At 58.6% G+C, this 13,206-nt stretch carries 17 protein-coding genes and 1 pseudogene; 13 read left to right on the top strand and 5 right to left on the bottom strand.

Annotation, left to right across the window (positions count from 1 at the left end):
- The first annotated feature begins 31 nt into the window (after window positions 1–31).
- From QA642_RS14915 to QA642_RS14905, 3 genes are all read left to right on the top strand, one after another.
- Window positions 32–514, top strand: coding sequence for a hypothetical protein (locus tag QA642_RS14915; RefSeq protein ID WP_283085325.1), 483 nt, complete (start codon window positions 32–34; stop codon window positions 512–514).
- A gap of 294 nt (window positions 515–808) precedes the next feature.
- Complete coding sequence (locus QA642_RS14910) at window positions 809–1,213, top strand: nuclear transport factor 2 family protein (protein WP_283085324.1); 405 nt, start codon at window positions 809–811, stop codon at window positions 1,211–1,213.
- Window positions 1,214–2,022: 809 nt separating this feature from the next.
- The gene (locus QA642_RS14905; RefSeq protein WP_283086895.1) at window positions 2,023–2,784 is read left to right on the top strand and encodes an outer membrane beta-barrel protein; all 762 of its coding nucleotides are present in this window, start codon (window positions 2,023–2,025) and stop codon (window positions 2,782–2,784) included.
- A 271-nt stretch (window positions 2,785–3,055) separates the two neighbouring features.
- On the opposite strand, the gene QA642_RS14900 is transcribed toward QA642_RS14905, so the two are convergent.
- Together QA642_RS14900 and QA642_RS14895 are read right to left on the bottom strand one after the other, a co-directional pair.
- Window positions 3,056–3,286: a hypothetical protein gene (locus QA642_RS14900; RefSeq protein WP_283085323.1), complete on the bottom strand. Its 231-nt coding sequence runs from the start codon at window positions 3,284–3,286 to the stop codon at window positions 3,056–3,058.
- 22 nt (window positions 3,287–3,308) lie between these two features.
- Window positions 3,309–3,446: a hypothetical protein gene (locus QA642_RS14895; RefSeq protein ID WP_283085322.1), complete on the bottom strand. Its 138-nt coding sequence runs from the start codon at window positions 3,444–3,446 to the stop codon at window positions 3,309–3,311.
- A gap of 893 nt (window positions 3,447–4,339) precedes the next feature.
- Between QA642_RS14895 and QA642_RS14890 the strand changes: the two genes are divergently transcribed.
- From QA642_RS14890 to QA642_RS14880, 3 genes are all read left to right on the top strand, one after another.
- Window positions 4,340–4,519, top strand: coding sequence for a hypothetical protein (locus QA642_RS14890; RefSeq protein ID WP_283086894.1), 180 nt, complete (start codon window positions 4,340–4,342; stop codon window positions 4,517–4,519).
- An 874-nt stretch (window positions 4,520–5,393) separates the two neighbouring features.
- Window positions 5,394–6,713 (top strand): GAF domain-containing sensor histidine kinase, encoded by a 1,320-nt coding sequence (locus tag QA642_RS14885; protein ID WP_349253840.1) that lies wholly within the window; start codon window positions 5,394–5,396, stop codon window positions 6,711–6,713.
- A 200-nt stretch (window positions 6,714–6,913) separates the two neighbouring features.
- On the top strand, window positions 6,914–7,105 hold the full coding sequence (locus QA642_RS14880) for a CsbD family protein (RefSeq protein WP_283085321.1): 192 nt from the start codon (window positions 6,914–6,916) through the stop codon (window positions 7,103–7,105).
- A 64-nt stretch (window positions 7,106–7,169) separates the two neighbouring features.
- Here the strand turns inward: QA642_RS14880 and QA642_RS14875 are convergent, their stop codons facing one another.
- Window positions 7,170–7,769 carry an RNA ligase family protein gene (locus tag QA642_RS14875; RefSeq protein ID WP_283085320.1) on the bottom strand — a complete coding sequence of 200 codons (600 nt, stop codon included), beginning with the start codon at window positions 7,767–7,769 and terminating at the stop codon, window positions 7,170–7,172.
- A 466-nt stretch (window positions 7,770–8,235) separates the two neighbouring features.
- Here QA642_RS14875 and QA642_RS14870 point away from each other — a divergent pair, with 466 nt between their 5' ends.
- Window positions 8,236–8,586, top strand: a complete 351-nt coding sequence (locus QA642_RS14870) for a hypothetical protein (RefSeq protein ID WP_283085319.1) — start codon at window positions 8,236–8,238, stop codon at window positions 8,584–8,586.
- 1,223 nt (window positions 8,587–9,809) lie between these two features.
- Here QA642_RS14870 and QA642_RS14860 read toward each other — a convergent pair.
- Both QA642_RS14860 and QA642_RS14855 read right to left on the bottom strand, forming a co-directional pair.
- Entirely contained in the window at window positions 9,810–10,085 is a 276-nt protein-coding gene (locus tag QA642_RS14860) for a hypothetical protein (protein ID WP_283085318.1), read from the bottom strand.
- Entirely contained in the window at window positions 10,060–10,305 is a 246-nt protein-coding gene (locus QA642_RS14855) for a hypothetical protein (RefSeq protein WP_283085317.1), read from the bottom strand. The genes QA642_RS14860 and QA642_RS14855 overlap by 26 nt, the downstream gene beginning before the upstream one ends.
- 260 nt (window positions 10,306–10,565) lie before the next feature.
- Here QA642_RS14855 and QA642_RS14850 point away from each other — a divergent pair, with 260 nt between their 5' ends.
- The 6 genes and pseudogenes from QA642_RS14850 to QA642_RS14825 all read left to right on the top strand — a co-directional run bounded on the left by QA642_RS14850 (window position 10,566) and on the right by QA642_RS14825 (window position 13,136).
- Window positions 10,566–11,021 carry a hypothetical protein gene (locus QA642_RS14850; protein WP_283085316.1) on the top strand — a complete coding sequence of 152 codons (456 nt, stop codon included), beginning with the start codon at window positions 10,566–10,568 and terminating at the stop codon, window positions 11,019–11,021.
- 152 nt (window positions 11,022–11,173) lie between these two features.
- Complete coding sequence (locus QA642_RS14845) at window positions 11,174–11,305, top strand: hypothetical protein (protein WP_283085315.1); 132 nt, start codon at window positions 11,174–11,176, stop codon at window positions 11,303–11,305.
- Between the two features lie 63 nt (window positions 11,306–11,368).
- Window positions 11,369–11,614, top strand: a pseudogene (locus QA642_RS14840) (helix-turn-helix domain-containing protein); the annotation flags it as partial.
- A 179-nt stretch (window positions 11,615–11,793) separates the two neighbouring features.
- Entirely contained in the window at window positions 11,794–12,576 is a 783-nt protein-coding gene (gene istB, locus QA642_RS14835; protein ID WP_283084969.1) for an IS21-like element helper ATPase IstB, read from the top strand.
- A 101-nt stretch (window positions 12,577–12,677) separates the two neighbouring features.
- Window positions 12,678–12,911 (top strand): hypothetical protein, encoded by a 234-nt coding sequence (locus tag QA642_RS14830; protein ID WP_283085314.1) that lies wholly within the window; start codon window positions 12,678–12,680, stop codon window positions 12,909–12,911.
- Between the two features lie 33 nt (window positions 12,912–12,944).
- Window positions 12,945–13,136 carry a DUF3606 domain-containing protein gene (locus QA642_RS14825; RefSeq protein WP_283085313.1) on the top strand — a complete coding sequence of 64 codons (192 nt, stop codon included), beginning with the start codon at window positions 12,945–12,947 and terminating at the stop codon, window positions 13,134–13,136.
- The last annotated feature ends 70 nt before the right edge of the window (window positions 13,137–13,206 follow it).

Raw genomic sequence — 13,206 nt, 5'->3', positions numbered from 1 at the left:
GGTCGTTGATGATACTATAGGGAGGAACAGCATGAACCGACGAACTGTCCTGGCTTTGGGGCTGCTATCTGCTGCATTCGCCTGTGCAGGACCCCAGATGGGGCTCGCACAGAGCGATCTCTTGATAGGGACCTGGAGGCTCAACGTCGAAAAATCAAAATTTAGTCCTGGCCCACCACCCAAGAGCCAAACGCTAAATTTTCAGAGGGTCGGGCAAGATCTCCAGAATACTGCCGAGACGATCGATGCTCAGGGTCACGCCTCAAAGATCGTGTTCATGCACATCTACGATGGGAAGCCTCACCCCACCACGGGCAATCCCTTGTTTGATGCGACGACCTACACATCAGTCGATGATCACCACGTGAAGTGGGTCCGGTCCAAAGCCGAAAAGCCGATTCAAACCGGCTCCAACGAGATTTCGCCCGACGGAAAGACTTTCACAGTTACTACCGAGGGCACCGGCGCCAACGGTCAGCCCATTAGCAGCGTTGCCATCTACGAAAGGCAGTGAGGAACGTGCCTGGCGCTGCATCGGGCAAGCCGATGCAGCGCATCCGCAACTTCCTGGGCCATTGGCAGGCAAGTATGATCGTGCGCACGAAGTCCAGACCGGGCAGCACCTAAGTCTGCTTAGGGTCAAAGGCTGGCCCGGCGTCTCCAGGATGACTTTCCGCTCAACCCTCGGAAGCGGACGGTGCGAGGCCGAGAGCGGTGGTCAGCAACGGGCCAAGGGGAGACATTTCGAGGTGGCCCCTCGCCTGCTATAATTCCGCGCTAATCAGCGATCACGATAAGTCCCGAAGAGGTGTTTAACCCTTATGTAGGAGGCAACAATGAGCGATCCGAATTCGGTGATTGTGAAGATTTTGCGCAAGGAAACATTCCTTCCGTATTTGCGGTCCTCGACGCGAGCATCACCTGGCACGTTCCCGGTCATAGTCTGCTCTCAGGCAACTATACCGGCCACGATCAGGTCGGAGGCTTCTTTCAACGCACGATGGAGCTTTCCGGAGGCGCGTTCGGAATTGATGTTCACAATGTGCTGGCTGACCACGATCTCGTTGTCGCCTTGGTCACTGTGAAAGCAGAACGAAACGGGCTTTCCGCGTCGTTTCCGGAGATCCACGTCTGGCGGATGAAGAACGGAAAGGCGACCGACTTCCGCGAGTATCAAGGCGATGAGCAGCGGGAGGACCGGTTCTGGTCCTGAGACGCTGGCTCTCCTTTCCGGCCTCCCTTCGGAGTCAAAAGCAGCGGTCGGCCGCGAATTCTTATGGTCTGGTTGACCCTCCACAGGCGACGTTGCCACGGCCAGTCGGGTGTTCAGTTGCGAGCCACAAACGGACTTTGAGCTTAGTCGCTAGCAGTCGATCCAGACACCAAGAACTCATTCAGCAGGTGCCGCTTGATCCTAATCGGTTCACGCTCCCCTTGCGAAGCGAGCCAGAGGACGCGCTCGGCCACTTCCACGGCAGATCGCTGCTGCTGACGAGTGAACGACGGGTGGGAAAGAACATCATCTAGAACGTTGCGGAGCATATCTACTGTCGCTGTGTCGTATGCCATGCGCCAAATATCCCGGTCGTCGAAACAATATGCGCCGTAGCGATGGCGCGAGGGGAAAGGAAGTGAAGCGTCGCCGGGCTCGAAATATGCGTCCCGGCCGCGCCTATTCTCTAACTGGGTGCCAAAATACCAGCTACCTCCAATTGTGCAACGGTCATGCCACAGGTTTGTGACGCGTCTGCCGTGCCGCAGCGCTAAGTTGGAGGTCAGCTCGCAATCTCCAATTCAACCCGCTGGCTCTTCAAGGTCCGCGGTTTTTCATTTCCCGCGATGTACACGTTGGCGTGCATTTGGTTCCCCGTAAGTCGTTAATAAAATTAAGAAATTCTTGCCCCGCATTCGACTCGAGTGTTGCGCCTCGGTTACATCAACCTGCAGGCGAAGCGGGTAGCATTGATTCCTCGCGTGGGCCTCGTGCCTTTTTCGAACTTCTTTCTGGGGAGATTTCTCGTAATGAAAAAGCTCTTAATTGCCGCCGCGGGGATGATGGCAGTGGGTCTATCTGCTCCTGCGTCGGCGGCTGACATGGCGGCACGCCCCTACACCAAGGCGCCCCCGATGGTCTCTCCAGTCTATGACTGGACTGGCTTCTACATTGGCGCCAACGGCGGATGGGGCCAAAGCCGCGGTTGCGTGGATTTCGTAACTGCTCTCGGAACAGTCGCAGGTCGTTGCGCGGATCGCTCCGGCGGCCTTGTCGGCGGACAGATCGGGTATCGCTGGCAAACCAACCAGTTCGTTTTCGGATTGGAGGCGCAGGGCGATTGGGCCGACATCACGAACACGCGCGTGAGCCTAGTCGATCCGCTCATTTCGACCACAGGGAAAACCGACGCTATTGGGCTGTTCACGGCTCAACTCGGTTGGGCGTGGAACGCCTCGCTGCTCTACGTGAAGGGTGGTGCGGCCGTGACCCACAATCGTCTTGATGTCTTCAACAACTTCACCGGAGTGGGCCTGGACTCGGCAAGTCATACGCGCTGGGGCGGCGCCTTGGGCGTCGGCTGGGAATATGGCTTCACGCCCAACTGGACGGTTGGTGTTGAATACGACCACCTCTGGATGGGGAATGACACCCGCACATTCGTGGGTGCAGGCTTGGTCACGCCCGGTGGTGTCACTCTCGTTGGCGAAAGGTTCAGCCAGGACGTCGACATGGTCACCGTCCGGTTGAACTATCGCTTCGGCGGTTACGGCTCTCCGACCAGATACTAATCGCTTCAGTCTGCGCCAACCAAAGCCCCGGCGCGCCGGGGCTTTTTTGGTTATGAACTGCTCGCGATTGCTGCATTTGCGATGTCTGAGTTGGGTCAAAGGCTGCCTTCGAAGCCGGTCCGACAGTGGTCAGCTTTCCTTCGGCAAGCAGACGTCGCTACGCCCTGGGCTTGGTCAGCCTCGGGCCATCAGGAGACATTCGAAAGAACGAAGCCGCCCGCTAGGGCCGCGCGGCCTCCAAGAGGCCAATCGAAGTCGCGTTTGAGACGCTTTACTGCATTCTCTTTGAGCTTATGACGATGAAGTAGACCGGCCGCCGGGCTTCGTCGGCAACTTCGAGTGACCACTCCTGCCCAGGTCGAAACTTTCCGTCCACGTCGTGGAAGATTGCACCAGCAAACTTTATTGCTTCCCGCCAAGCAGCCTCAGCATCCGGCAACTCTTCCCCTTCGGTGTCGATGATTGGTTTTGTATCGTGGACGTTGAAGAAGTATCTCGGCATCAATCGGCCCTCGTTCGGGTCATTACTCACTGAGGGGGTGGAGCGCGACCTTTTGCGCCTCGAGGTCGGCTACCATTTCCATTGCCGCCACCTCCAGCTTCCGGTCGAGCAGGCGATAGCGAGCAATCTGGATGTCGAGTTCTACGCATTTGTCGCACATGAAGTTCTCCCAGCGGGTGTGCAACAGAGCAGCAGTTAAAGTCGTTCCTACACTACGCTCGACCTTAGCAGACTGAGGCGGCTACTCGTCCTCTTCCGTCTTAGGCGGTGGGTGCAGTTTGTTGCCGAGAAACGTGCTCGGAATGGGCAACCGGAGAAGCGCCAGCGACTGCGCACATATTTCCCTGGTTCGCTCAATCTCTTCGGCGATGAGGGCGGTCTGAACTGAAATTTTTCGAGAATACTCCGATATAGCAGCACTCCCCTGTTAGCAGGCGGGAGCGCGCTGGGTCTCTCAGCCACCGACACCTACGGGCAGAGCCGAAGCCGGTGATGAGGACCAGCCGCGTTGAGGATTAGTTGCTGGGCTTCAAGCCTCTGTCCGCTGGCTCCGCCGGTTGCGGTTCCAGCGGGAACGGCTCTTGTGTCTTCAGGCCTAGGAAAGTGTCAGGCTTGGGGAGCTTCAACGTCTCAAGGCTCTCCCGGTAGGCCCTAACGTAGCGAGCGTAGAGCAGTGCGTACCGCCCGTGATCCACACGGTGAGGCAGGTATACTTTCCGGGAACCGTGGTCTGCTCGGTCGATCCTAGCACCAGGGCGGCGCTCGGCGCCCCCCAAAAATGCGAAGAACTCAGAGCGAGCAAATCCACTCCGCTTATCCGCAAGGAGCGGGCCTCCGCCAGACGAGGCACAACTTCGCTGAAGGGCCATAAGCTGTCTTTCAAGTATGCGAACTACGCGGCATTGGTGTCATATCGCACACAAGATCCTCCCGAATTCCTAATTCACTTTAGGAACGACCAACCCGGCGGCCGATTGAAGATGAGCGACGTCAGTTCCGCGACACGCTGGCGTGCCGACACGTTAGTGCCGCAAGGGTACAGCCTTGCACGACATGCAAACCCACCTAGAAAAACTCCTCACCGAAGCGGAGGAGTGCGCGCTTATCAGCAGACGCCATGCAGCCGACCAATCGAAGAAGGAGTTGTTTGCTGATCTCTCCTCAAACCTATTGTGGCTCACCACCAAGGTGGAACTCGCCATCGAAGAGCGTCAGGACTGGTCTAACTGGTAGTGTGCATCGGCGAGCCTTTCCCGCGTCTTGCATTGACGCTCGGAGAGTATGTCTAATCGCGACAGGCGATCTGTAGTCAATGATCAGGTTCTTCCCTTCAATCCGACCATGATCGCGCAAACTTCACTGCCACACCTTTGAAGAGTGGCAACTACAGGGTCGCACCATCATGATAGCCAATCCGGCGATGTCGGCCCCTCTGCCCACGAATGCGCGGCGAGACAAGCAGTGCCGCACTACCCGCAATAAAATCCCGCCGGTTCGTTCGATCCTCATCAAAAACTGAGGGTCGTCGGTAGTTGCACAGGTGCGAACGCTGCAACGCGAGTGGGTCAGGACCGCTTCGGGTCACGAGCGCCCCTCGGAAAGGAAGACTAGTTGCGTCCGATCTACCCCAAAAAGCTGACCTGAATTTTCAGCATCTTCATTGGCCGGACAGCCCTAACAACCTTACTACTATTTCCGCAGATTGCATCGCGCGCCGTAATTCATCACTACATTCCCGGGTTCTGACTCGGCTTACTGTACGAATTTTGAGGCAATTCAGCCACTCGTGTTCCACCAACCTGGCCGCCGACAACCGCTGCGACGAATATGACGGCGGCCAGTAGGCATCCGCCCACAAATCCGTAAAAGCGCCAGTCCTGATGATTCATGATTGCTCCTGACGGCTAACGCTGCGACGGGAGAAATGTTCTTAAGCACGACGGTGGAGCATCGGCCCAGCCACGGGTGGTCTGGCCCTAATTTGACTGCTTTGGGTCAAGTGCGAAGAACTCAGATTGAGCAAATCCGGTCCGCGCGGGCGCAGTTAGCGGACCTTCGGCAGACGAGGCGCAACTTCGCCGATGGGGCACAAGCAAAACTTGGTCCGATGGCCAAGCAGCGGGCACAATTCGATGGCAGGCACGGCACCCCAGGCACTTTTCGCGCTGTGCAGACGGGTATTTATTTGGTTAGGCTGAAGCAGCGTTCAGACTGGAACAAAGAGTTCCTGTGCGTGGGGGACTGGATGGAATTCGAACATGACATCACGAAAGTCAGCGGAATTGCCGCTGTCTCGACCATTCTTGACGTGGTGAGTCGAACGACGGGCATGGGGTTTACCGCAGTTGCCCGCGTCACCGAGGACAGATGGATCACCTGTGCATCGCGAGACGACCTCGCCTTCGGGCTGAAGCCGGGCGACGAGCTGAAGATCGAGAGCACGATTTGCCACGAAATTCGCCAAAGCCGCGAGGCTGTGATCATCGACAATGTCAGCGAGGACTCAGAGTACTGCAACCACCATACTCCGGCTCAGTACGGTTTTCAGAGCTATATCTCGGTCCCGATTGTTCTTCCGGATGGCTCATTCTTCGGAACGCTCTGTGCAATCGACCCGAAACCGCGCAAGCTAAATACCCCTGAAGTCGTTGGCATGTTCAAGCTGTTTGCGGAGCTGATTGCAGCTCATCTCGACGCAGCCGAACGAATGGAATTGACCGAAAGCAAGCTTGCAGCGGAACGGAAGAATGCGGAGCTTCGTGAGCAATTCATCGCCGTCCTCGGCCATGACCTCAGAAATCCACTTGCCTCGATTCAGGGCGGCCTGCGGCTCTTAAACAAGAAGGTCGATCAGGAAGGGAAAGATTGGATCGCGCTTTTGCAGGGCAGCGTCAATCGGATGGCGGGTTTGATAGACAACGTCATGGATTTCGCCCGCTTCCGCCTGGGTGCCGGGATGCAACTGAGGTCCGAACGCCAGGACTTGCGACCCATCATAATTCAGATCGTATCCGAGTTCGAAAGCGTGCACTCAGAGCGCCGCATTTTGTTGGATGTTGACGCACCAGCGGCGGTAAACGTTGACGCGGGTCGATTGAGTCAGATGATATCCAATTTGCTCGGCAACGCGATTACCTATGGTGCGCCCGACGAGCCCATCAATATTGTTGCGAGGTCCAGTGATGCGGGCTTTAGGATCCAGGTGATCAACAAGGGACCGCCGATCCCAGCGCAAGCGATGCCGCACCTTTTTACCGCCTTTCACCGAGGTGACGTTCTGCCTAACCAGAAGGGATTGGGGCTTGGTCTCTATATCTCACAGGAAATCGCAAGGGCGCATGGTGGACAGATCTCTGCCACTTCGACGGACGACAGCACGATTTTCACGGCAACCTTTGCAGCACGCACCGACCAACAGAAGCGATGAAGGCGCAGCCACTCTCGTCGCAGAAGAGTGAGCATTCACCCAATACTTCCCCTCGGTCACGAGGGGGCTTGTGACGGTACGCTGCCCTGCGTCCGGCTTTGGGCTCAGGCCAGCAGCAGACCACCACGGCGCACGTTCTCAAGGAACCTCTTTGCTACGCTTTCGTTGTGCCGTCTTAAGAACGGCAAAGGAACACGATCATGGACCGCGAACATGTGAAGGGCGCTGCCGACAAGGCAAAAGGCGCGATCAAAGAGGGCGCTGGCAAGCTTACCGGAGACAGGGACCTCGAAGGCGAAGGCAAGATGGATAAGGCTAAGGGATCGGCCCACCAGGCTGCAGGAGATGTGAAGGACGCAGCGCGGGACGCCGCTGACGCCCTCAAGAAATAAGTAGAAGAAGGAAGATCGATCTTGGACTAGCCGCCTCGGGGCGGCCTTTTCTTTTCGCCCTAGATCAGAACTGATCCTGCACCCGGCGGTAGGCGGGATGCTTCGGGTTCTTGCTCTTGATCCAGTGGTCGCAGTGGCCCTCGCGATAGGCGCGATCAACCTGCTTCGAGACCATGCCCTCCAGCCCCATGATGCAAGCGTGCCGGAACAGGTCGGGTCCGATCCCGCCCTGCTCGAACGGAGCGGCGGCAATGCCCTCGGCTCGGTTGCGCAACAGCCGCGCAAGGTTCGTCTTGCGGAGTGAGAGCGGCAAGAGGCGATAGTCGTCACCATCGGCGCTCAGGATGTCGAAGGCGTAGAACTGCACCTCGTGGTCGTGCTTGCGCGAATGCAGCGCGCTGAAGTCGGAATTGCCATCGACGCCGAGCACGACCGCCTCGCCATCAAGAATGAACTGCTCGCTGCGGAGCGTCAGCGCGGTCTCGACAATCCAGGGATAGCGGTCGGTCCAGTCGTTGCCGCCCCGGGTGATGAGGCGCACGCGCTTGCCCTCCCGCATCAGTTTGATGCGGTAGCCGTCGTGCTTGATCTCGTGGAGCCAGTTGTCACCAGTCGGGACTTTGATGCCCTTGACCGGGAGGGCGAACTCAGTACGCGATACCATAAGCCGCGATCTATGTACCGGGGCGGGACATCGCAACGCGCCCGGCCGATCCGCTCTTTGACGAAGTCGGTCAGATCGAACACGAAGTCCTGCACGTTGCAACGGTAGTGCCGCGCTGGATCGATCATTGGTGCGGTTCCCATTTTTTGTGTGTGCCGGGACGAGTACATGGCGAAAGGGTCGCATCAGCAAGAAATTTCTGCACCGCCGACAAAACGCACGTAGCTGGATCGAGCTATCTCGTCTCACGGCGTCACCATCGAGCGCAGCTCCCATCACGGCGAGACAGGCGATGGGCAGGTCAGAGGCCCGCAGGAAGGCCGCACTGCGCGCCGGGAGCGCTGGACTACTGGGTGAAGGGATTTCTTCACCTTGATCTATGAAACACGCGAACTGGCCATAGTCGGGACCGTTTCGCGTTGAAGAATGAGACCGTCGCTGCTGGGGGCCAAACGGAGACAATCCGATGTACACTCGGACACTTGCTGCAGCGCTCGTGGGAGCAACTCTGTTCGGCTTTAGCGCCGCGCACGCCGCGCCTAAACCGAAGGCGAAGGCGAACCAAGCGGGCGCGGTCACCGTCACAGTGACGAACTCGCGCAAAGCGGATCTGATCCAGCTAGAGGCGACCAAGTCCGGCTCTGCAGACTGGAAGGAAGTGCTCGGCCCGCTGAAACCCGGCAAGCAAGCGTCGGCTAAACTGCCACAGGCCAGCGATTGCCGCTTCGATCTGCGCGGGAGGTTCGACGACGGCCAGTTGGCGGATGCTTCCGGCATAAACGTCTGCGCCGATAAGACGCTTAACCTGACCGATTGACACGGCGCACCGCATCAGCAGCACGACGCTAGGCATCCCGCCAATCCAGGACGGGCGCATTCGCATCGAGAAGCTCAACGCGCCGTTCCTCTACCAGCTGAAGGCGAGCGGCCCGGAGTTCGGCGCTGGGATCAAGTATGCGGTCGAGAAAGGCTGGCTCGAACTCCACGAGAGCGGCACCTATGTGCGCCTGCTGACGCCGGGCGACGAGCTGCTCTCCGGAAAATAGGAACGACGGTTGACGGACCGCATCTTTTGCTCAAACTGATTCGCCGCTGAGCCAGCAAGTGCGGCCCCGGACCAACAGACCCCCTCCAGTCGCTGCGGTCGGGGCCGCTTCAATCTCACCAACACACGTTCACTGGCCTGAGCCTCCAACCCCAGCCAGTCCAGACGCGACGCCATCGCGTGCAACCGCCATACGCTGCGTAACTCCAACCCGGCGCTCCCCAGCCGGGTCCCCAGCCAGGTCCTCCCCACCCCCAGCCAGGTCCCCAAGCTGCCGCGCTGGCGAGCCCAAGGCCGAGACCTATGCCCACAGCTGGTGCTCCCCATCCGCCGCCGCGCCAACCGCCTCCCCAACCGCCGCCATGCCAACCGCCGCCGTGCCATCCTCCATGAAAGCCGCGTTGGGCGGACGCTGCACTGGGCGCCAGGGCAAGCACCGCTGCGACGCTAAGAGCGAAAAACGCCTTCTTGATCATGACGACCTCCGGATTGAGTTGCGCGACTTAAACGCTTCGCGATCCCCTTTGTTCTGATCGCGCCCAACGGCGAACCAGCAGGAACAACACACCGGGGGTGAAATTTGGTTGTTAGCCCTTCACACGGGCTGGCATGAAGGGTTGGCAGGACGGCTCCGGGTCCCCCCGGGTCAAACGGAGCCGTCTTTCATCTAGCCGGTCGCCTCGAATTTAATCTCCAATCCGGTCCATTTCGTACAGACGAAGAGAAATGAGATTACTGCCAGCGCATGCGTTGGGTTAGCGTGCACGGGCGGCTCGTCACCTGCCAGCCCTGGAGATGGGCTTGGGGCCGTTCCGACCTATGCTCTACACGTGCGAGCCGGGCACAGCATTTAAGGGAAGCACGTGCGCCGCTATTCGAGGCTAAAACGGTCGGGCAGGTCGCATTCAACCACGATGAGTTTATGAAGATCGCGCTTGAGGAGAGCGAGGCGGAAGGGAAAGCCTAAATGCCGGTCCGAACTACCAAAGCGCCTGCTACTTGAACAGATCGAGCTGCCTTGTGTCGGGCGGCCCCCTTGAGGGGCGCGGTGGCGGCCTGAGTGTTTTGGTCGCCTCTCGAATAAGCCGCACGAACACCTGAGTGTCGAGAAAATAATTAGGATAGGCTTTCCGCACCGCGTCAGAGGAAACAACCGAGACAAGGACGGCCTCCGCGCCGGGGATGCCTTTCAGCCTGCGCTCGAAGTCGAGATATCTTTGATTCGCCAGCGTCGATTCGCCGAACTTAAAGGTGGTGACCTGGACCGACATCAACGCGGGGGTTCATCTCCAACAGGAAATAGTGATTGTCGCCTCTGTTGTGCTGCGGGCTGGACAACAGGTTCATGGCGTGCCCGTAGGCCTCCAGCCGCTTCGCCAGATCGAGCCGACGCACGTAGTCGCGCATTTCGTGGACGAGTTCACGATAGACGTTGGGCGTTCCCGGAACGGGCGGCGTGCCTTCCCGCAATGCAAAGGCGCTGCTGGCCAAAAGCAAAGAATCGCAGCCAATCCTTCTCGCCTTGGCTGGACTTGAGCGCCCGCTGCTGGAGTGTGCCCACGGTCTCGACGGCCGTTGCCCACGCATGCTGCAGTTGCGACCGAATCTGGATTTCGATCTTTAGCGTGTTGTAATCGACCGGGTCCCGAGGTCTTGCGGCGGCCTTGGAACGGCAGTGCCGGCCCGCACGTTTTTGAACTCGTTGCTGACAGGGTAGGCTGCCCGTCGTCGGATTTTTTGTGAGTTGCGTAGTGGCGAGGCGTACCAAAGCACCTGCGATGCCGGGCTTCATCAAGCCCCAACTTGCCACGCTCAAAAGCAAGGCGCCCTCAGGAGAAAATTGGCTCCATGAAATTAAATATGACGGTTACCGCATCCAGCTCCATATCGACGGCGATGGCCGCAAAGCATTTACCCGCACCGTCCTGAATTGGATCAAGCGTTTCTCCGTCATCGCCGGCGCTTTTGACCTTCCCGGTCAGGCGATCATCGACGGCGAAGTCGTTGTCGTGCATGACGGCCGGACCAACTTCTCCGAGTTGCAGGCTGACCTCGCCGGAGGCAATCAGGATCGCCTGTTGTATTACGCCTTCGATCTTCTATGGCTCGATGGCAAAGACTTGCGAAGTGCGTCGCAGCTCGCACGCAAGGAGCTGCTGCAGGAATTGTTATACTCACAAAATCGAGGCACCTGCGCTCTACAGTGAACATGTGATCGGCGATGGTAACGAGCTGTTCGAGGCCGCAAGCAAGCTGCACTACGAAGGTATCGTATCCAAGAAGGCCGAGGCTCCATATCGCTCGGAGCGCACCGAGGCTTGGCTTAAAGGTCAAAACTATACACAAGGGTACTTTCCCGGTGGTTGGGTTCATCAAAGACCCGTCGGGAGCAGCCGCGCTGTACCTTGGCAAGCAGCAAGGCGAAGAGCTGGTTTACGTGGGCAAGGTCGGCACCGGCTGGTCCCGCATGTTAGCGCCGATGCAAAAGTGATCCACTGCGCCGAAGTAAAACTGACCCACCTGGGAAATAATGACGGTTTTGCGCGAGCCGTCGATGTTGAGCCAGGAGCAAGCAGTGGAGATACGAGTTTTGGCCCGTCGGGGGTCTGGAGTGCGAGAGATAGCGCGACAGTTAGGCTGTTCGCGGAATACAGTGAGGCGATACCTGCGGGACCAGAAGGCAGGTCGATACGGGCCACGCGCCCCGCGGTCGACCAAACTGGACGGGTACAAGGACTATCTACTTGAGCGCGTCGGCCAGGCGCGGCCGCGATGGATACCAGCGACAGTGTTGCTGCGCGCTCGCGTGCATGCCACGACTAAGGCGATTCCGGCACGTCGTCTGGCGGAAGAGCGTGCGGTGATGCTACCGGCACCGGCGCTGAAGGCGACTGCGGGGATGCCGCTGCAGGTACCAGTTCCAGTCGAAAGCTTACAGCATCCGCTGTCGGTATATGACGCGCTTTTGGAGGTGCAGTCATGATCCAGCAGCAGGAGCGGATCGCCAGCTTGTGCGAACAACTGAAAATGGCCTGCCTGGCGACCGAATGGCCAGGCCTGGCTCAACAGGCGGCGCAGGACGAGGTCAGCTTCGCCGACTTCCTTGAGAAATTGCTGAACCGAGAGCTGGCAGCGCGCGAACAGCGGAAGCGCGCGACCTTGCTGAAGCTGGCCACGATGTCGGCGGTCAAGACGCTGGAGCAATTTGATTGGAATGCCGGCAGCGGTGCACCCAAGGCGCAGATCCTCGAACTGGCGCATCTGGCGTTCGTGGAGCGTGCCGAGAACGTCGTTCTGCTAGGTCCGAGCGGCGTTGGAAAAACGCACATCGCTCTCGCATTGGCATACCGGGCGGTTATGGCCGGTCACAAGGTCCGCTTCATCACCGCCGCCGATCTCATGCTGCAGTTGGCCGCGGCGCGAGCCCAAGGCCGCCTGAAAGAATACTTCAATCGAGCGGTGATGGCGCCAAAGCTGATCGTCATCGACGAGATCGGGTACCTGCCGTTCGGACGTGAGGAAGCCAATCTGTTCTTCAACGTGGTGGCAAAACGTTACGAGCGTGGCTCGATCGTGCTCACCAGCAACCTCCCGTTCACGCAGTGGGCTGGCGCCTTCGCTGACGATCAGACGCTGACGGCCGCCATGCTCGACCGCCTGCTGCATCATGCCCACATCGTCCAGGTCAGCGGTGAAAGCTATCGCCTGCGCGACAAACGCAAAGCCGGTCAGGCCGCCAGGAGGGTTACCGGAGAAAAATAGGACATTGTGCTGGCCAGCCGCTACGGGCTCCGCCCTCCGCAGCTGGCCAGCACAATATAGCGCCGGGGTGGGTCAGAATTACTTCGGCGACTTCCGCGAAGGTGGGTCAGATTTATGTCGGCGTTGACACCCGCACGACATCTGCTCAAATCCGCAAGGCGCTGGACACGGTGGTGAGCCCAAAAGCCAAGCTAATAAAGCCTATCAAAAAGCCTAAGGCGACGTGGGTCGAACCGGCATTCTACGCCGACATCGAGTATCGGGACATCACCTCGGAAGGCTTGCTGCGCGCAAGCTCGTTTAAGGGACTGAGTAAAGGAACGCGCCGTTCCTAGCTGAGTTCTCCTCTTCAAATAGGGAGGACGAGCGTGACCGATAACCTAACCAAGCGTGGTCAGCCCGACCGCAGCAAGATAAACATGCATGAGGCTCACGAGGTGAAGTACTGGACCCACTCGCTTGGCGTGACCCGCGAAGAGCTTCAGAAAGCAGTCGATAAGGTGGGCAACTCCGCAGCTACGGTGCGCAAGGAGTTGGGCAAAGAGGCAGATGCGCGATGAGGACCGCGAATGGCTGCTATTCTACATCGACATTGCGATAGCCGTTTGCATGTCTAGCCTTATGATATGC

This window comes from Bradyrhizobium sp. CB2312, from assembly GCF_029714425.1.
Taxonomy (GTDB): Bacteria; Pseudomonadota; Alphaproteobacteria; order Rhizobiales; family Xanthobacteraceae; genus Bradyrhizobium.
This window is presented reverse-complemented; position numbering and strand designations above follow the sequence as displayed.